Origin of the sequence: Bacillus sp. 2D03, from assembly GCF_003946765.1 — a bacterium.
Taxonomy (GTDB): domain Bacteria; phylum Bacillota; class Bacilli; order Bacillales; family Bacillaceae_G; genus Bacillus_A; species Bacillus_A cereus.
In genome coordinates, this window is the sequence record NZ_RPSJ01000003.1 from 15,755 (window position 1) to 32,885 (window position 17,131).

A 17,131-nucleotide genomic window follows, 5' to 3' on the forward strand; every position below is an offset into this window, starting at 1 on the left:
GACTGTCGGTCTATTAAAATTATATGTTTAGTTTGCAAAAAGTTTCCTATTATCGTACATATACAACACCATACTTTCCATTTCCTTTATAAATTTTTATTTTTTAACGTCCGCTCAATTTGTTTAAAACGTATCTCATGTTTCTTATCGTCACCTTTCATTTTAGGAAAAGAACGATGCCCTCCGCTTGATCCTATTTTTCTCGATTCTTTATCCAGACGCACAACACTTTGTAGTTTTTCAGCTCCTTCACCACAAGTCAGCACATCTCCTTTACATCGATGACTTCAAAAAATGACAATTGATTCATACGATACGGTTCCCCTCCGTTCGATCTATGTACTTATCAATGGAGTATTTTGTTGAGTTCCAATATGTAATATTGCATATTTCGCACTTTTAATTTTTGCACATGCGATAATTTATTTATAAAAATATAAATTATTAATAAGGGTGATTTATATGAGCAAGTTCCGAAAGAAGATGATTAAATATTTGCAAACATTTTGGGGATGCTTAACATTTGGTGTATTAATGTTTGCTATCTTCTTAATTACGGATTTAACAGATGCATCTTTAAATACATTAGGTTGGAGAGACTGGCTAGGTTCTGTAGCAGGCGCAACCATTTTATCTGTTGGGATGTTTACTTTAAATAAATTGAATTTAAAATAAATATTCGGTCAATACTGTATGTAGGCTGTATGCCAACATTCATTTAAAGTAGTCTTCTCTGTATCTCCTTGTATTGAGCAGTTAGCTTTTGCTAGCCGCTCTTTTATTTTGTTCCGGTTCTTGCCTCTTAAAGAACTCTTTATCTACTTTCCCCCAATAAGTACACATATCTATTCTCCATTGCTACAAAATGAAATCTTTATTTTGTTTTACGCGTCGCTTTTTCAATCAGCCAAGATACAATATTAAAATCATTAGCTTCACCCTTTAAAGATGTTCCGTTCCAAAAGTATTCTTTCATCACTTCAAGTAATTCTTCAACAGCTTCAATTCATCTCATATTCATTTTCCCTTTCTCCCAAATAACTATTTTGTTTTATTAATTAACTGATTAATAAAACAAACAACTTTATTAAACATTCCATGTTTCTTCACCCCTTGAATATTTTTCAAATAAAAATGCATACTATTTTCAAGCCGCCGTATCCACGGCTAATACCTCTTATTTTTTGTTACAGCAAAAGCAGGTAGGTTCTTCACTTATCTGCTTTATCTGTATATTTTTTAAGAAATCGAAAATAATACCAACAAGCTGTTTGAACTAGCAGCTTCACTCTTCTCGCAATGGGGATGCAAATTATCACAATTAGCTAACTCATTGAGCTCACTGGCAGACAACCAAAATCGTTGTCTGCTTTTTGTATGAGATTTTTCGTTTTACATATACTACTTTTGAACCTGCAGACCAATACGAGCCATTTTGGTGCTTGGGATTTCCCTTCCGGAGATAAGTATCTTTTACTTATCCCTTTTTTGTATAGACATGTATATTTAGGGTAAAACTAATTACAAGCAGATTTTCTGTTTATGCGTAGTTCTAAACAAGATTACTTTTTCTCCTATTAAAGGACGGCAGGTACGACTGCTAGTCCTTTTTTCTTATTTCGCATATTATCACTACATTACCTTCATCGTCATAAGCAATTTCCCCATAAGGATGGCAGTGGTGCTTCTCGAGTTCCTCATTGATCAAAACTAACAAATTAGTTTTCCAGTTTCCAACGATCGTACACCAATACGAATTTAATCCTTCATAAACTTCTCTTGTTCTATTTCGATAATTGCGGAATGTGTAATGAAAATACTCGCTCGCTTCAATACCTTTTCTTTTAACCAAAGTGTTCTGCTGAATGATAGTAATACCCTTGCTCTAATGGTTTTGGACTATAAAATTTCCTTTATAAATTTCAAATACGGTGAATGAAATTTTTGTTTTTTCTTGCCATCATCCTTGTTGTATACAAACAAAAAAAGAGCCACAATATTTTGCGACTCTTTTACAATTATAACTATTTAACGACCACGTCTTTGCTGACCTTGCTTTGTACTACCTTTTTTATTACTTGGCTTATTAAATGATCGGTTATTTTCATTTCTCGAACTATTTCTTGAATCACTTCTTGAGCTATTTCTGGAATCACGTCTTGAATCACGTCTTGAATCACTTCTTGAACCTTCACGGCTATCTCTTTGACGATTTTGACCTGATTTCTTCGGAGCCGGCTTTGGTACCGGTTTTCCATTTTCATCTACACGTTTTATCTTCGGTTGTTCGATTATTTCTCTTTGTATTGGTGCACCAAGCGTTTTTTCAATTTCTTCTAAATGTTTTTCATCTTTCGCTGCAACGAACGTAATTGCAAGACCTGATCCACCTGCACGTCCTGTTCGGCCAATGCGGTGAATGTAACTTTCTACATCTTCAGGGATATCAAAGTTAAATACGTGCGTTACACCATCTACATCAAGTCCACGAGCTGCTACATCCGTTGCGATTAAGTACTGAATTTTAGCTTCGCGGAAACTCTTCATAACTCTTTCACGTTTCGCTTGAGGTATATCACCATGAAGTTCAGCACAATTATAACCTAATCCTTTTAAATTATCATAAAGCTTACTTGCTCTAACCTTTGTACGACAGAAAATAACAGCTAAAAATGGCTGATCACGATCCATAATAAAACGAAGTGCATCTGGCTTTGCACGGTCTGTCGTCTCAATGACACGCTGCTCAATTGTATCAACCGTTACTTCTTCACTTTGTACTTGAATCATTTGCGGCTCATCCATATAACGCTTCGCCAATTTTTTAATATCTTTTGGCATCGTTGCTGAGAATAACATCGTTTGTTTACTATCAGGTGTCTCATCTAAAATATCTTCAATATCATATAAGAAACCGAAATAAAGCATTTGATCCGCTTCATCTAGTACAATCGTTGAAAGATTACTTAAATCAATTGTTTCACGTCGTATATGATCTAATAATCGTCCTGGTGTTGCAACAACAATATGTGTATTACCTTTTAATTTTCTCAATTGTTGTGCTACATCTTGCCCACCATAAATCGCTAGTACATTAATATCTTCTCTTTGAACAAGCATTTTTTTAATTTCAGTTGTAATTTGCAGAGCTAGTTCCCTTGTTGGTGCAACAATTAAAGCCTGAACATCACTAGACTCTGGATCGATTTTTTCTAAAATCGGTAACACGAATGCTAACGTTTTACCCGTTCCTGTTTTCGCCTGCCCAATAATATCTTTACCTGACATAATAACAGGAATTGCCTTCTCTTGAATTGGTGTTGCTTCTGTAATTCCATTTTCACGTAATGTATGATTAAAAGTTTCACTAATTCCTAATTCTAAAAAGTTTTTCAAATAGACCACTTCTTTTCCTTATTTTTCACATTAGCTTTCATTGTACCATTTGTTTCACTAAATATGAAAAATAAAAAAATTCTTATCTTCTTTTTTTATATTCATCGTGTACTAGATGGACAAATTCTTTTTGGTTTTTCTCGGATTTTATTAATGTTTCCATATTTATAGAAGTCAAAATATGCCTTTTAATTTTTCTATTACTCCAAATTAAACTTGTATACTTCGGATCTTCATGTAGATTTCGAAACCACTCTAATTCACTTAATTTTGCGATATGGTGTTTCAATTTCATGTCATTTCGAGGATAAAATAAAATGATATCTGCTATTATATCAAATAACGAACCCATTTTCTCCCCCCTATACTCTTGCTCAAATTATATATTCTTCTTTACATATATATTTCAATTTTACCGAAATATAATGTTACTAATTTAGTTGAAATCGCAAAATATATGAACTAAAAAACCGATCTTTTCGATTTAGGAAAGACCGGTTTTCATTATTTTATACAGTAAGTTTTCCTCCATGGTAGCAATAATACTCTGCTGCTTTAAGACTTTTAATCTTATTTAATGACTCTTCCGCTTTTTCTATATCTAAGCAAAAATCCGGATTAGCTATTACTAACTCACGATTCTCTTGAACAGCCGCATCTCCCGTAATTACACAATCTAAATTCGGAAAATATAATGAAATATGTCCCGAAGTATGTCCTGGGGTCGCTACTATTTGACATTCATTATTCAAAATCATTTGATCATCATGTACTTTTTCATCGACGGAAATATGTTTTATATTTTTTAACTGTTGTATAAACCATTTACCAAATTCTTTTTCTTCATTCGGCATACGTTCTAACATTTTTTCAGCTTGAGCCAACCTCTCTGATTTTATATCACCACTAATATAGTTAGATTCAATTTCACTAGCAATAATATTAATGTGAGGATATTTCACTTTGAAATCATATAAAGCCCCTAGATGATCATCATCATAATGGGTAATAATTATATTCTTTAAGTTTTTCATCTCATATCCATGTTTTAATATTGCATTTTCAATTAAAGGTAAAAACCTTGGATATCCTGTATCGACTAACGTTAATTCATTATGTACTATAATTAAACTTAGATAAATACATTGTTTTTGCCCGTTAAATTCGAATTCAATTGGTAGTTCTATTATTTTCATTTTTCTTCCCCCATACTGCTTATAAAATGCATAATAATAATTAAATCATCCACATACATCTTACAATATATATACTATGTAACGGAACACTGTGAATCGTTGCATAATCCACATTATATTATTTTGAACAGGTAATCCCTTATTTTTATGGAAATATATAATGAGAAAAACAATAAAATTGATTAATCTCTCACTTCTTTGTCCATCCTTTTAAAAAATCTATGTTTTTGTAAAAGGAGTGTTTATATGGAGAAACAGACACTTTGGAAAAAGTTCAAAAAAAGCTCTGTAAACCTCGGTAAATCTAGCGTATATGAAAGTATTATTTTATTCTACACAATGAAAAAGAAAGAATTACCTACTAAGGCGAAATTCATAATATTAGCCGCTTTATCTTATTACGTATTAACAATCGATTTCATTCCAGATATAGCTGCTATTATTGGGATTGGCTTATTAGATGATGTTTTAGCAATCGCTGTAGCGCATAAATACGTTATGAGACACGCAGATGCCGACAGACTATATAGACAAAAATAAAACTACTATTCTTCAAATCTATATCGGATATCTACCGCCCCATTTTGGCTTATGTCTATTCGTGCAATTAATTTCTTAAAAACCGGATATAGATTTTCAGAATCCTCTAGCAACTTAAATGCATCTTTTACCTTCTGCTGCTCGACTATTAACGCTTTAACGTCATCCAATTTTAAAATTTCTAACTCTTTTTCTTTTATATTTTTCGCAAAGTTAGCATCTCGTTTGGTAAAAGTTGCTTTATCGATAGATCCACCATCTAAATACAAATCTAATAAACGCTCTCTTTTTATCTCTAATTCTTTCTTTTCTTTTCTTAATTTCTTCTGCTTTTCTTGATGTTTATCTTTATCATTCAATTTAAATACTTTTTCCAAATCTCTCTCTTTTTCCTTTAATTTTCGCAACACAAGAGAACGCAATCTTTCATACCTTAGTCCGGAGTGTTTGACGCAACCACGCCCACCAGTCAACTTATACGTGCCGCACGTTAAATAACCATAATTAAGCTCTTCACCTTCTTTGTTTTTGTATTTGTAAGTGTGTAGAACAAACGGTGAACCACAATGAATACAACGTGCTATTCCTCTTAATTCATTCGTTACTGCTACACGCCGCTTTATTTTTTTATTTATTTTGGGGTTATTTATTTTATCCCATAACGAACGTTCAATTATAGCCGGATGATGATTTTCAAATACTACCCACTTTTCTCTAGGCTCTTGAATCCGCTTTTTTCTTCCGTCTACTTTTACCTCTGTAGACCTCCCCATTACATAATCACCTTTATACATAGGATTCGTAATTATTAGCTTCACAGCCGAATAAGTCCACAATTTCCCAGATCTCTTATACTTACCAACATCATTTAGAGCATTAGAAATTCTCAAATAGCCTAATCCATTGTCATATAATTCATACATTTCCCGAACAATTTCAGCTTCTTCCTGATTAATCACATATTTCTTATCTACAATTTTATAACCATACGGAACTGTCCCACCAGTGTACTCTCCCCTTCTTACCTTAGCCGCTAGCGCTGCTGATATAGAAACGGATAATGTCTTAGGTAATTGGGATGCAAACATTGCATACATCTCAAACTTCAAATCATTTTCCCCTTCATAATAACTGTCATAACCTTCTTCAATCGTCACCAATCGGACACCATGCCCTAACAGTATCTCCTTGATTTCTAATGCGTCCCTCAAATCTCTTCCCAGTCGATGAATAGATTTAAAAACAACAGTATCTAATTCTTTTTTACGAGCTTTCCCCAAGATCAACTGCATCGCACGTCTTTCTAGCCATGCTGTTCCAGAAACAGCTTCATCTTTATAAATTGAATTTTCATCCCACTCGAATCCGTTTTTTTCAATCCAGTATCTACAGATTTCAATCTGATTTTGAATCGATGAAACTTGCTCATCTTTATCAGTGGATACACGTACATATACAGCATATTTCAACTAATATCACCCTCCCACATCCATCATGATTATGACACCATTATATAACTCCTGGAGTCATATGGCAATCTATTACCAAAACAAAAAGACGACTTTCTACAGTCGTCAAAATAAAAATATATAAATCTCAAAAATTTAGGAGGGGGTAAACAATACACAACAACATCTAATAAAAACAAAAAAGAAAAAGAACCCCCTCTATAAAAAATATACCTTATATATATAATATAAATATAAAACTAATAATTATATATTATATATTATATATTATATATTATATATAGAGTATATTATTAGTAATAGTATATAAGTATTATTACTGTTAGGGTTCTAAGTTTTTTTTTAGCTGTAGATTCATTTAATTAGGTGTCAGTATTCAATTCTTTTGTCGATTCATTCATGATAAACCACCTCAATTTTAAGAATTAAACACCTGGAACCACATAAACTTTTGCATATATATCATGTTTAGCTGCAAGTTGCTCCAGCTTTTTTTGTCTGTATTCTGTCATGGTAAAGAAATGAATGAGCGGTATTTTTCCGTTGTATTTATTTTTGTAGTATAACGAAAATTCCCTATACCTGCTCATCTTTTCAGCGTTCACATTCATCATTTGCGTACGATCTATTTCTACAGCATGTAGTGTACCTTCTTCATCCCTGAACTTCACATCAGGAATAATTGTCTTCTTTTTATCATCTACTTTATAACGTATAGGTGTTTCTATCTGCCAGTCGTCGGGACAAAACAGATAGAGCCATGCTTCATTTCTCATTAAGCTGTGAGCTAGTCGACTATTTGGTACAATCTTCTCTGTATCGTCGAACAGTTCACGGCCTTTTTTATTTAAATAATACACGTACTCTTTTTGGTACACTGTATTATTTACATAAGGGCTCAGGTCTTTTAAAATACGATTTGCGTTACGAATCCCTCCCATATCGTGCACCGCCATTAGATGCCTACGTGTTGCGAATTTCAGCTTTCTAATCGAGGTCAGAATCGTCATCTGACGGTTTATTTTGATATGTGTCTGGATGTTCATCTTTCTTCACCTCGTATTGTTTTAGATGTTTCCACATCAATTTATCGCTGATAAAGGGTACCTGCAGTTCAATTAGTCGATCTGTTTTATAAATAGCCCTACCAGGTAAGGACGGCAATGTTTCTAGCCCCGATTCATCAAGGACAACCTCAGATGCCTTATATGTCGGTAGCCGAAATCCTAACTTCGCATCGGACATCTGTTTTACTACTGATGGGATTGACGTAACGGTCGGATATTGTGTAGCCAGAATCAAACGAAATCCTAAGCCGCCTGATACAGTCGCTATATAACTAAGCATGTACTGACACTCTTCTCGAATTTTATTAATGGGACGTGGTAATCCTTTGGCCGGAGCAAGTACGGCACCCTCATCAACAATAACGAAATACCGATCTTTTTCTTTTGTTTCAACAATATTTTTGTAACCATTTTCCTTCATGAATTTTCCACGCTCTTCGATTTTTTTCATTATTTGTTTTAGTACATGATGTGCTTTTTCTACAGAATCAGCCACTTCTTCCACCTGTTTTAAGCCGCTGAACTCGCTAAATTCCAATCCCTTTTCCTTTAAATCAATTAAATATACGTGAGCATTTTCAGGATTCGCCTCAATCAAAGTAGTAAGTAGTACTTTCATAAATACTGTTTTCCCCATTCGTGTAAGACCACCTAGTACCATATGAGGAGTTTTATCAAAGTCATGATAAATTAACTTCTCGAGGCTTTGCCCCATCGGTACTTGCCATTCACCTTTTTTTACTAGCCCTTCATTCCAACACCACTTTTGTGGGATACGTTTACTGAATACCCGAATCATTATCTTGTAGTTATCGTATTTGATACGTACAGGCTTATTTAATCCTTCACTTACAACATCCTCAACCTTTTGTATTAATTTAGATGGCATCCCTAACGGAAGTTTATATACATAAGTCGTACTACGATCATCTTCTTTTCTTTCGAGAAAAACCGGATAATGTAATTTTTCATCCTTCCTAATTGCAATCCCACTTACTTCAAAGAATACTTGTATTTTCTTTCTATCATCCTCTTTACCTTTTAAACTATCATTTAGTAAAGCGTACCCGAGCGAAACTGCAGGTATTAATAACAATTCAAGCATAGGGGTTCACTCCTTATATATCCTTAAAGGATATAGTTGCTCTTTACTGGAAGATTTACATACAAGTTGTTTTTCTTATATAACAAAGTGTCCCATGATTCCAGGTTCTATGCCTTCAAAGAAACACCATTAGCACATAACGTAGAAGATACAAAAACGAGCCGGTAAGAGTTGTATACATCGTCATACGTGGAAGCCAATGTGGAACACTCATCCTCATTTTCTCAGCTGCCTTCATCGCCACTACAGACAATCCTGTCGCTGTCCAAATTACTACAGCTTCCCCAGCAAGTGTCATATCGAATCCCTCTTTCTTTTTAGTTGTAATCCTTTTGACGTGAGAATCGGTTGATACTGATTAACCATTTCATCCCATTCAAGAATTTCTTCCTCTTCCCCGTATAGATCTTCCATAATATCGTTAGATAAACTGTAGTAACCGCGGTACTCTTTGTTGTTAGATACCTCGTGTCTTTCCATATGTTTTAGAATAGAGTTTACTTCACCTTTACCCCTGGACTCTTTATACATGCTTCTCAGCTCTTTAGAAGGATACAGATACGGCGTGTCATTCAAGTAATCATATTGCCATCTCATTATTCATCCCTCCACTGTTTACAATCCTCTAAATACGCATCAATCCTTTTCTGAATCCCTATCTCGTTATACGGTCCATAAGGTTCCTCTTCCCCTAATAAATCAACGATATCGATGTAATTTGAATTTTGTAGCATATCGTGTTTTGCAATGTGATCGTACACACAACGCACTTCATTTTCGTCGTCCGCTTCTGTGTACATGTTAAACAAGGTTTGTGACGGATACAGCTGCATACGAGATAAATACTTATATCCAGGTCTCATTATTCCTCACCTTTCCCCTCTTGATGTCCTTAGTTCCACTTGGTATTCCTCGTGGTCTTAATATAGGTATATGACCTAGAGAACTATTTTTGCACGTCCACACCAATTTTTTTCTTTTTAGCCTGTACTATTTATAAAGGAGTTTATTTCTGCATATAGAAAGTAAATTCTTGAGGTGAGTGTATATGAAGTTTAAATGTAGACTTAAAGTAATCTTTGCAGAACTTGATGTTAAACAGAGTGATTTTGCAAAACGTATTGGAGTTGACGACTCTACTCTTAGTGCAATTGTTCGTAATCGTACTAAACCTCGTTTTGATACGGCCTATCTAATCTGCAAAGAACTCGGTAAACCAATTGAGGAGATCTGGACCATCGAGGAATAATTCCTCCCCCTCCAGCCTTAATAAGTTTTTATTTTTATTTTCTTTTTACACTTGACTTGTGCTTTCGACTGACAATCATGGGATGAGGGTACAGGACAACGGCTAGGGCAGAGAATGACTACCTTACAACGCTTCAAAAATAAAAAGCGTTGTAAAGTAGACGTTCTGTCAATCATGGTCTATCGGGTTAAGGAATCCGTATAGTAACACCCTGTTTAAACGCTGTAATCTCTTACACAGCTGACTTTTTACAGATAAAGCTTGTCCTATCTGCAGAAAGAATCAGGAAAGGAAATGCACTACTGGCGTATCCTTCATTACTCGTAACCTATAATTCTTTCATTATCAGCTGCTACCCGTGCCGTAACACGCCAAGCAACCGCCGTACCGTTAATGGCCGTACTCGCCTAGACTCCTAACAACGCAAACAAGGAAACGCTATTCGTTAGGACGCTTAACTTTCTGACGTTGGCTTAGCTAACCTGTTCAAGTTTAACGAGTGTTAGGTCATTCCTCGTGTGGATCCTCCTCTTAGTTACCTAAAAAAGACAATAGGAAACTAGACCTCGTGTATATCTATTTTTTCGAATAAGGATATTCACGAGGCTGGAGGTTGTCCGATATTTAGTTAAAGAAAGAGCTTATAGAACATGAGCTATAAGCATATTAATAATGAATAAAACCGAAGCTACAGTATAAAAACCATAAAACCAAATACAATCAGATTTTGTTTCTAAACCGAAGTAATCGCTTATTTTTTGCATATATACCGTTCCACCCTTCTCGTTTCATAAAAGTATGACTCTAGAAGTAAAACTTTGTTAGTGTTAATATATAACTCTAGGAGTCATACGTCAATAGTCTTTCGAAAAAAGTTTTACTTTGATATGTAAATTGTGTAAAATGTAAAGTAATAAATGATCGGAATGAACGGAGGTATTACCATGAGTTCTATGGTATTCACTTTAGGAGAAACAATGGAGGAAATTGGGATTACCAAAAACAAGTTAGCAGTCGAATCAAAAGTTCGTCCAGCCACTATTAGTAATCTAGTTAATGGTGAGGTTGGTCTTGTACGTTTTGACACATTAAAGTCAATCCTGGATGCTTTAAATCAATTAGCTGAAGAAAACGGTGTTGATAAAACATACCGTATTGAAGACGTTGTACAGTACATAAAATAAATGTACTGTTTTTGTTTATAGAAATATTTCTTAATACTCTGATATAATTTTTTAAAAATGGTAAAGGAGGAGAAATATGGAGACAAAAACAACCGTAGACGGTAATACTTACATTATTGAGATTGAGCAAAAAAAGAGTTCCATAAAAGAAAAATTTGGCCGTAAAGCTTCATTAGTTTCCGGAATTTTTGGCATCCTACTTTCTGTTATCTTAGGTATCACAATAGTTGGGTTATTTTTTGCGGTTCCACTGTTTCTTTTTTCGTTAGGCTTTATATATGCAGCGTTTGAAAAACAAGAAATCCAGTGTCCCAACTGCAGTCATAAACAAAGAATTACAAAAGGAAATGGTTATTTTAATTGTGGAAGTTGCAAGAAACGTACTTTAGTAGAGTGGAAAAAAAGTGGTTTATAATTTTGAATAGCAGCTAATTCATTTCATATAAAGGGGTATTAAATCATGACAAATCAAGAACAACTACAAATAGAATTAAACGAACTAATTAGTAACGGGCATCAAGTTAAAGCTTCGAACTATGTAAATGGTAGTGGTTTTGAATACATTAGCGGACCTGATTATGTTACTTGGATTCACAAATGCAAAAGATTTTTACAAGCAAATGTTCATGAGGAAAAGTTTATTGAAGAATTTGAAAGCATTGCAAATAAAGCGGACGGAAATGGTGTCAAATATTTTGATAAGATGATAGGGATGCTCCAGTCTTGGATTGGCTATGATTTCCCTGATTCTTCTGCCCTTTTAGATCAAAATGCCTCGAGTAAAATCGATAAGATTTTTATTAGTCATGCTTCAAGGGATGTAAAATACGTAAAAGAATTAGTGAACCTACTTAATGATATTGGGATTAAGAAAAATTCAAAAAGTATTTTTTGCAGTTCATTGCCGGGATACGATATTCCACATGGTGAGAGCATCTATGAATTTCTTAAAAAGGAATTAAATAACAATAACATTATGGTGTTATTTGTACTTTCGGATAATTATTATCAAAGTGCTCCTTGTCTAAATGAAATGGGAGCTGCATGGATTACCTCAAAGAAATACACTACAGTTCTTACGCCCAACTTTGATTTCAAAAAAATAGTTGGTGCAATTGACCCTACTCAGATTTCATTCAAAATGAATGATCCAGTTGGATTAGATAAATTTAGAGACAGCATAATTCAAAATTTAGAGTTAGAAAATATAGATTATAAAATTTGGCAAGATGACAAAACTAAATATCTATCTGCAGTTTCTGTACTTGCAGACCAGGAAGCATCAACCCGAAATGTAAGTATTGAACTAGAAAGAGCTAAAAGTCATGGTACAGATGCGATAGAATTATCCTTACGATTTATCAATGTTACAACACAACCTATTGAGTTCCAGTATATCGAAATCGAGTTAACTGATGAAGACGGAGAAAAACTAGATATAGTAATTGAAGAAGACGCACTACTTAATGAAATGCAATTAATGAATAAAGAAAATAAGGTTATTACGAAGATATTCAACTTTGATATGTCCTCCAAGTTCCGGGTTAGACGTGTTGTAAATAAAAATACAAAAATTAAGTTTGCTATTGTATAAAAATAAGCCTTCTAACTAGAAGGCTTATTTTTTATAGATTTTCAGCTTTTGATAATGCTTCTAAAGCACTACTTGGGGGAGTGAAGAACTTGTCTAATTCTTCCTTGGTAATAAAATGTTTTGAAGCTTGAATTATAGAATCTCCGTATGAAGGTTCTATATTAAATTTGTATTTATTAGTTTCAACAGTTTCAATACTATTAATTTTACAATTAAGCAGAGCTACTGCACTAAATATATTAAACTTGGCCCCATACAATGTAAAAGATTCAGTATTCGTATACTGGAATGCCATACCGTTACCGTTTAAAAATTCACTTTTATTTAGCGCTTCACTTGTTGTTGTGGTAAAGTTATTAACTGTTACTGGCATTTTATAAGGTAAATTCTCAATCAAAGATTTATATAGTCGATCAATAAGAAGTAATCCTTCTTCATCAATCTCCTCTTGTGGATTAAATTTCACATGTAATTTTTCACTAATTGCTGATACTTTTTCCCAATAACGTAATGCATCCTCAATAGATCCTTTTGCATCCGTTTCGTTCATTATAGGCGTTTGAATTCCGCCAGCTAATTTTATTTTCCCGTTTAAGAAGCCTATATATAGCTTTATTGCTGCTATAATTTCTTCGATATCGATGGCTTTTGATAACATTAAATTAACATTAATTGCTATAGTATTAACTTCTTCATCCAATGTTAAAATCAGTTCAAGCGGACCATTGTCTACAGTTTTAAATAGACTTTTTTTCATATCAGCTAAAGGTTCCCTCTTTATATGGAAAACTTCAGTTATACCTTTTTCCTCATAAACTACTTCTAATGGCTTTGGTTCAGGAAATGGCTCAGGAATAATATCATATTTCCCTATTATATTTTTTTGAGGCTGAAATGGTTTTTTAACTAATTCTGTTATTGGTTTTGTTTCTCCATTTATTTTTATATTTTCCCCATCTGTTTGCACTGTTTGTTGTGTGCGATATAAAAATTCTTGCAACTCATCTGGTGAATTAAGTTTTAGCCCATTAGGTAATTTTATTTTCAAATTAGAAATTGTTATTTTGATTTCTTCACCTTCTTTTGGAACAGCTTGTATATGATGATTATCTAGAGGAACGTATTTTAATCCTTTAGGTAATTCTTCACTTAATGCATCCAAAACAGCCTGTGGTATGTTAGAAGTAGTACTTTCGTCTTTCTTAAATGCCTGTTTAAAATTAGAAAACATATAGTATCACCAATCCTTATTAATATCATCCCAAACAATTATCTTTGAAACTAGTAACATCTTTTCATAATTATTAATATCTAATTTGTCTGATATAAAATGAATTAACTGCTCCCTATAATTTTCATTTTTAACTATTAAATGTTTAATATCTTCATATTTATAATCCAACCAAAATTCATACTTATGTTCTAAGGCACTTGAATAACTTAAGTATGCTTGTGGCGACATATGATCCTTAGGTAGTAACAATGGTAAATCTCCTTGGCCATTTATGTTAGGAATATACCGCCATTCACGTTCATCATGAAAATTACGTGTAGCATAATCATCTCCCGTACTAGATACCCTCATCATTCCTTCTAAAGGCTTAATATAAAGTAACTTGGTTAAAAGAAAATTTTGATGTTCTATCAATAAATCATTATCTTCTTCCTCGCTTCTCAATGTTTTTGTGAATAATTCCGCAAACTCTCTATGTAACGGCGAATGAACATTTATATATTGAATAGGCTGTACACCAGCATTAATCCCCCATTCTTTTTTTAATCCTATACCAAAATTCCCGTATTTTTTCATATGAGATGTAAGACGTTTTAAATGTATATCACAAAAGCAAGTCATAGGGAAGCAGATTTTTTTTCATCCCCTAAGCCAAATACCTCAATGCTCTCCTCATTATATCTCGGCGAAAAAGCTTTCCTTTTTAAGGTTTTTGTTAACCACTCAAACTTCCCGGTAAAATTAAACAATGTATTCGCGCTTTGCTGAGAAGATAAATCATTTTCCGATGTTTCCTCGTCTACTTTTTTAGGAGGATCAATTTCCATCATTTTATTTACAGCGCCTATTTCCGTTATTTGATCACCCATTAGTACAATCCGCTCCCCTGCCACAAAAATTTATATAGACAAAATCATAACATACATTGTAAGCAACATTAATCTAGTTCATCCTCATTCACAAGATACTCTTTCCAATCTGTAAAACTCTTAAAAACGATACGATTACCGTGTTTATTTCTTTGATATCGAGCTTGTTTTTTTGTAGGCTTATCTATAAAATCCCAATGACGATTTCCCTCTTTTGTTATTGCGTAATATATACCATCACGCTCATCAATGAATTCTAAAGCTTCTTCAAAAGTAAAAGAGCGTGCGTATTCACTACCCATTTGAACTAAAAAGTAAGCATGATAATCGGAATATGGATTATGATGACTTCTTTGTGAAATTTGTAGAGCAAAGTCAATTTTTCTAACTCCGTGTTCATCAAACAAATTTCTAAACTCTTGAATTCTTTTACCTGTAAGGTACTTACAATCTTCATCAGTTATGTAGTTTATTATTTTTTTCTCTTCATCTGTAAATTCATCTAAAGCTTCCAAAGGTGTTAATGCTGCGAATCCGTACTTTGCAACAAGAGAAGATAACATTGTATCTTTATCACTTACGTTTGCTACAGTTTCTTGTATTACATTCCCGTCTTCATCTAAATTTTGAATAATAATGCGTTTATTTTTTAACTCGTCAGGAATGTTATTAGGATTAATTTCTATATAGCCTCTATTTGACGCATATGATATTAGAGCCATTTATTCTACACCTCTCCTTTAATATTTTAATTTCATGATACCAAAATAAAAAGCGGAATCCCATTATATAGGATTCCGCTTCTAATTTATTTTCACATAAACTCACTGTCGTATAAGTTATTCTTTCGTGTAGAAATATTTAAGTCCTTTCGCATCTAACCACGCTGTTGCTTTGTCTAGCTCGTTTCCTTGACGATAATCCGTCTCAAAATATACAAGTCCCTGACGATCTCCACGAGAAACAATTTTAGAAGTGTATCCAAGCGTATCCATCATTTGAACCATATCAGGAATTAAATTTACACCAAACTCATAAGTAATGACTTTATTATGTTTGTTCACGATAACCTCCACTCCTTCTTCTTGTTTTTCAGTTTTTTCAACAGTTTGATTTGTAAACCAGGATAAAGGCTTGCTTCCGATTAATTCATTTAAATCACACTTACCGATACCTGGAACGTTTCCGGTTTCAGTATATTGCCACAGATCGCAAGGATAGTTAGGTTTTAAACCACCATAACGTGGGATCCACACAAAGTCAGCTTTCACATTTGCCATACCAAATAGAGCATACATATGATGACCAACATATAAACCAACTTTTCGAGCACCTAATCGGCTTAGTTCATCGATAAAAGCTTGCGTACCAGCTCTCATATCATTCATTGTTTTTACTTCTACGTCAGCTACCCAAACTGTAGCGCTTTTGTCACCACGATTCCAGAAATCACGTGCTTCTATACGTGCATCATTTTCAGAAACAAAACGACAGAATGCATAGTTACCAAAAGGGATGCCATGTTGTTTCATAGCTTGTACATAATCTTTGTATAATGGATCTACATAATTCGAACCATCTTGTACACGAGCGATAACAAAATCTAAGTGTTGCTTTGCTACAGGCCAGTTAATATTACCGTTCCATTTTGAAATATCTACAGTATAACCCACTATAAAAACCTCCTTATTTTAAATCGTGTTTTTCAAGAACATCTTTTTGCTGCAACCCTTTGTTACTTAAATAATTGTTTTTCCAAGCCATATACAGCGTATAACCACCGGTAATTACAGCTACGATATTGTTTGTCAGTTCATTACTGATAGTCTGGTAACCGACTAAGTTTAATACGCTATTAATTACAGCAATAATAAGGATGACAAAACGCGTAATTGATGCATTATCTAAACTTTTCACGTGACCACCTCCTCTCATTTCAAGAAATTTAAAATGTTAAATAATAAAAGGACTGCCAATGACAGTCCTGAAATCCACATAGATATATGAGCTTTTTTGTTACTTTCCAACTTTTCTTGCGCTAGTTTTAAGTCTCGTATTTCTCGATCACGAAACTTGAACATTTCATCAACTTCAGTCCTTTGCATATAATTTTTTTGGTTGTAGTCTAGCTTTTCCTCGATTCGTTTAACTGCGGCGTTCATTGTTTGAAGATGCACTTCTAATTTCGCAATACGTTCGTACTCTTTTTGCTCCACCGCCATCACCCC

24 protein-coding genes are annotated in these 17,131 nt (G+C 33.7%); 6 read left to right on the plus strand and 18 right to left on the minus strand.

All coding sequences use genetic code 11. The features are described 5' to 3' along the window. Positions 1-86: 86 nt before the first annotated feature. A complete protein-coding gene (locus tag EBQ15_RS31080) occupies positions 87-266 on the minus strand; it encodes a hypothetical protein (RefSeq protein WP_001999829.1) in 180 nt (59 codons plus the stop codon). Positions 267-462: 196 nt separating this feature from the next. Here EBQ15_RS31080 and EBQ15_RS08280 point away from each other — a divergent pair, with 196 nt between their 5' ends. Continuing rightward, a complete protein-coding gene (locus tag EBQ15_RS08280) occupies positions 463-675 on the plus strand; it encodes a hypothetical protein (RefSeq protein ID WP_000033163.1) in 213 nt (70 codons plus the stop codon). A gap of 1,353 nt (positions 676-2,028) precedes the next feature. Here EBQ15_RS08280 and EBQ15_RS08285 read toward each other — a convergent pair. From EBQ15_RS08285 to EBQ15_RS08295, 3 genes are all read right to left on the minus strand, one after another. After that, positions 2,029-3,405: a DEAD/DEAH box helicase gene (locus tag EBQ15_RS08285; RefSeq protein ID WP_001999827.1), complete on the minus strand. Its 1,377-nt coding sequence runs from the start codon at positions 3,403-3,405 to the stop codon at positions 2,029-2,031. A gap of 73 nt (positions 3,406-3,478) precedes the next feature. Next, positions 3,479-3,748 (minus strand): hypothetical protein, encoded by a 270-nt coding sequence (locus tag EBQ15_RS08290; protein WP_000535032.1) that lies wholly within the window; start codon positions 3,746-3,748, stop codon positions 3,479-3,481. A 157-nt stretch (positions 3,749-3,905) separates the two neighbouring features. Beyond that, positions 3,906-4,592 (minus strand): MBL fold metallo-hydrolase, encoded by a 687-nt coding sequence (locus EBQ15_RS08295; RefSeq protein ID WP_000691151.1) that lies wholly within the window; start codon positions 4,590-4,592, stop codon positions 3,906-3,908. 246 nt (positions 4,593-4,838) lie between these two features. Between EBQ15_RS08295 and EBQ15_RS08300 the strand changes: the two genes are divergently transcribed. Beyond that, complete coding sequence (locus EBQ15_RS08300; protein ID WP_000415086.1) at positions 4,839-5,132, plus strand: YkvA family protein; 294 nt, start codon at positions 4,839-4,841, stop codon at positions 5,130-5,132. 5 nt (positions 5,133-5,137) lie between these two features. On the opposite strand, the gene EBQ15_RS08305 is transcribed toward EBQ15_RS08300, so the two are convergent. The 6 genes from EBQ15_RS08305 to EBQ15_RS08330 all read right to left on the minus strand — a co-directional run bounded on the left by EBQ15_RS08305 (position 5,138) and on the right by EBQ15_RS08330 (position 9,636). Further along, complete coding sequence (locus EBQ15_RS08305) at positions 5,138-6,601, minus strand: recombinase family protein (RefSeq protein WP_000872533.1); 1,464 nt, start codon at positions 6,599-6,601, stop codon at positions 5,138-5,140. A 425-nt stretch (positions 6,602-7,026) separates the two neighbouring features. Further along, positions 7,027-7,647: a replication-relaxation family protein gene (locus EBQ15_RS08310; protein ID WP_033682834.1), complete on the minus strand. Its 621-nt coding sequence runs from the start codon at positions 7,645-7,647 to the stop codon at positions 7,027-7,029. Beyond that, positions 7,589-8,773 (minus strand): FtsK/SpoIIIE domain-containing protein, encoded by a 1,185-nt coding sequence (locus EBQ15_RS08315; protein ID WP_000891522.1) that lies wholly within the window; start codon positions 8,771-8,773, stop codon positions 7,589-7,591. The genes EBQ15_RS08310 and EBQ15_RS08315 overlap by 59 nt, the downstream gene beginning before the upstream one ends. 115 nt (positions 8,774-8,888) lie before the next feature. Continuing rightward, positions 8,889-9,071 (minus strand): hypothetical protein, encoded by a 183-nt coding sequence (locus EBQ15_RS08320; protein ID WP_000170785.1) that lies wholly within the window; start codon positions 9,069-9,071, stop codon positions 8,889-8,891. Further along, positions 9,068-9,370, minus strand: a complete 303-nt coding sequence (locus tag EBQ15_RS08325) for a hypothetical protein (protein ID WP_001267618.1) — start codon at positions 9,368-9,370, stop codon at positions 9,068-9,070. The genes EBQ15_RS08320 and EBQ15_RS08325 overlap by 4 nt, the downstream gene beginning before the upstream one ends. After that, positions 9,370-9,636: a hypothetical protein gene (locus EBQ15_RS08330; protein WP_001247352.1), complete on the minus strand. Its 267-nt coding sequence runs from the start codon at positions 9,634-9,636 to the stop codon at positions 9,370-9,372. Before EBQ15_RS08330 ends, EBQ15_RS08325 begins: the two co-directional genes overlap by 1 nt. Before the next feature lie 185 nt (positions 9,637-9,821). Between EBQ15_RS08330 and EBQ15_RS08335 the strand changes: the two genes are divergently transcribed. After that, positions 9,822-10,022, plus strand: a complete 201-nt coding sequence (locus EBQ15_RS08335) for a helix-turn-helix transcriptional regulator (RefSeq protein ID WP_000669092.1) — start codon at positions 9,822-9,824, stop codon at positions 10,020-10,022. Positions 10,023-10,663: 641 nt separating this feature from the next. Here the strand turns inward: EBQ15_RS08335 and EBQ15_RS08340 are convergent. Continuing rightward, entirely contained in the window at positions 10,664-10,786 is a 123-nt protein-coding gene (locus tag EBQ15_RS08340) for a DUF3961 domain-containing protein (RefSeq protein WP_001169624.1), read from the minus strand. 180 nt (positions 10,787-10,966) lie between these two features. Here EBQ15_RS08340 and EBQ15_RS08345 point away from each other — a divergent pair, with 180 nt between their 5' ends. From EBQ15_RS08345 to EBQ15_RS08355, 3 genes are all read left to right on the plus strand, one after another. Continuing rightward, positions 10,967-11,206: a helix-turn-helix domain-containing protein gene (locus EBQ15_RS08345; protein WP_000097410.1), complete on the plus strand. Its 240-nt coding sequence runs from the start codon at positions 10,967-10,969 to the stop codon at positions 11,204-11,206. Positions 11,207-11,282: 76 nt separating this feature from the next. Further along, positions 11,283-11,621 carry a hypothetical protein gene (locus tag EBQ15_RS08350; protein ID WP_000448739.1) on the plus strand — a complete coding sequence of 113 codons (339 nt, stop codon included), beginning with the start codon at positions 11,283-11,285 and terminating at the stop codon, positions 11,619-11,621. Between the two features lie 45 nt (positions 11,622-11,666). After that, the gene (locus EBQ15_RS08355; RefSeq protein WP_000184392.1) at positions 11,667-12,800 is read left to right on the plus strand and encodes a toll/interleukin-1 receptor domain-containing protein; all 1,134 of its coding nucleotides are present in this window, start codon (positions 11,667-11,669) and stop codon (positions 12,798-12,800) included. A gap of 31 nt (positions 12,801-12,831) precedes the next feature. On the opposite strand, the gene EBQ15_RS08360 is transcribed toward EBQ15_RS08355, so the two are convergent. The 7 genes from EBQ15_RS08360 to EBQ15_RS08390 form a co-directional block, all read right to left on the minus strand. After that, the gene (locus EBQ15_RS08360; protein WP_000492406.1) at positions 12,832-14,031 is read right to left on the minus strand and encodes an abortive infection system toxin AbiGii family protein; all 1,200 of its coding nucleotides are present in this window, start codon (positions 14,029-14,031) and stop codon (positions 12,832-12,834) included. Positions 14,032-14,037: 6 nt separating this feature from the next. Next, complete coding sequence (locus tag EBQ15_RS08365) at positions 14,038-14,610, minus strand: abortive infection system antitoxin AbiGi family protein (protein WP_001999823.1); 573 nt, start codon at positions 14,608-14,610, stop codon at positions 14,038-14,040. Between the two features lie 41 nt (positions 14,611-14,651). After that, positions 14,652-14,903 (minus strand): hypothetical protein, encoded by a 252-nt coding sequence (locus tag EBQ15_RS08370; RefSeq protein WP_000502766.1) that lies wholly within the window; start codon positions 14,901-14,903, stop codon positions 14,652-14,654. Between the two features lie 68 nt (positions 14,904-14,971). Further along, positions 14,972-15,625 carry a hypothetical protein gene (locus EBQ15_RS08375; RefSeq protein ID WP_001174018.1) on the minus strand — a complete coding sequence of 218 codons (654 nt, stop codon included), beginning with the start codon at positions 15,623-15,625 and terminating at the stop codon, positions 14,972-14,974. Between the two features lie 117 nt (positions 15,626-15,742). After that, positions 15,743-16,576 carry a GH25 family lysozyme gene (locus EBQ15_RS08380; RefSeq protein ID WP_000542509.1) on the minus strand — a complete coding sequence of 278 codons (834 nt, stop codon included), beginning with the start codon at positions 16,574-16,576 and terminating at the stop codon, positions 15,743-15,745. A gap of 13 nt (positions 16,577-16,589) precedes the next feature. Next, entirely contained in the window at positions 16,590-16,820 is a 231-nt protein-coding gene (locus EBQ15_RS08385; protein WP_000838151.1) for a phage holin, read from the minus strand. 14 nt (positions 16,821-16,834) lie between these two features. Next, the gene (locus EBQ15_RS08390) at positions 16,835-17,125 is read right to left on the minus strand and encodes a hypothetical protein (RefSeq protein WP_001999821.1); all 291 of its coding nucleotides are present in this window, start codon (positions 17,123-17,125) and stop codon (positions 16,835-16,837) included. Positions 17,126-17,131: the final 6 nt, after the last annotated feature.

Excerpts from the sequence above, each read along its gene's own strand:
- EBQ15_RS08315 (WP_000891522.1), bottom strand. The coding sequence starts at position 8,773 with ATGCTTGAATTGTTATTAATACCTGCAGTTTCGCTCGGGTACGCTTTA.
- EBQ15_RS08370 (WP_000502766.1), bottom strand. The coding sequence starts at position 14,903 with ATGGGTGATCAAATAACGGAAATAGGCGCTGTAAATAAAATGATGGAA.
- EBQ15_RS08330 (WP_001247352.1), bottom strand. The coding sequence starts at position 9,636 with ATGAGACCTGGATATAAGTATTTATCTCGTATGCAGCTGTATCCGTCA.
- EBQ15_RS08300 (WP_000415086.1), top strand. The coding sequence starts at position 4,839 with ATGGAGAAACAGACACTTTGGAAAAAGTTCAAAAAAAGCTCTGTAAAC.
- EBQ15_RS08295 (WP_000691151.1), bottom strand. The coding sequence starts at position 4,592 with ATGAAAATAATAGAACTACCAATTGAATTCGAATTTAACGGGCAAAAA.
- EBQ15_RS08345 (WP_000097410.1), top strand. The coding sequence starts at position 10,967 with ATGAGTTCTATGGTATTCACTTTAGGAGAAACAATGGAGGAAATTGGG.
- EBQ15_RS08390 (WP_001999821.1), bottom strand. The coding sequence starts at position 17,125 with ATGGCGGTGGAGCAAAAAGAGTACGAACGTATTGCGAAATTAGAAGTG.
- EBQ15_RS08325 (WP_001267618.1), bottom strand. The coding sequence starts at position 9,370 with ATGAGATGGCAATATGATTACTTGAATGACACGCCGTATCTGTATCCT.
- EBQ15_RS08280 (WP_000033163.1), top strand. The coding sequence starts at position 463 with ATGAGCAAGTTCCGAAAGAAGATGATTAAATATTTGCAAACATTTTGG.
- EBQ15_RS08375 (WP_001174018.1), bottom strand. The coding sequence starts at position 15,625 with ATGGCTCTAATATCATATGCGTCAAATAGAGGCTATATAGAAATTAAT.
- EBQ15_RS08355 (WP_000184392.1), top strand. The coding sequence starts at position 11,667 with ATGACAAATCAAGAACAACTACAAATAGAATTAAACGAACTAATTAGT.
- EBQ15_RS08290 (WP_000535032.1), bottom strand. The coding sequence starts at position 3,748 with ATGGGTTCGTTATTTGATATAATAGCAGATATCATTTTATTTTATCCT.
- EBQ15_RS08310 (WP_033682834.1), bottom strand. The coding sequence starts at position 7,647 with ATGAACATCCAGACACATATCAAAATAAACCGTCAGATGACGATTCTG.
- EBQ15_RS08365 (WP_001999823.1), bottom strand. The coding sequence starts at position 14,610 with ATGAAAAAATACGGGAATTTTGGTATAGGATTAAAAAAAGAATGGGGG.
- EBQ15_RS08350 (WP_000448739.1), top strand. The coding sequence starts at position 11,283 with ATGGAGACAAAAACAACCGTAGACGGTAATACTTACATTATTGAGATT.
- EBQ15_RS08340 (WP_001169624.1), bottom strand. The coding sequence starts at position 10,786 with ATGCAAAAAATAAGCGATTACTTCGGTTTAGAAACAAAATCTGATTGT.
- EBQ15_RS08335 (WP_000669092.1), top strand. The coding sequence starts at position 9,822 with ATGAAGTTTAAATGTAGACTTAAAGTAATCTTTGCAGAACTTGATGTT.
- EBQ15_RS08360 (WP_000492406.1), bottom strand. The coding sequence starts at position 14,031 with ATGTTTTCTAATTTTAAACAGGCATTTAAGAAAGACGAAAGTACTACT.
- EBQ15_RS08320 (WP_000170785.1), bottom strand. The coding sequence starts at position 9,071 with ATGACACTTGCTGGGGAAGCTGTAGTAATTTGGACAGCGACAGGATTG.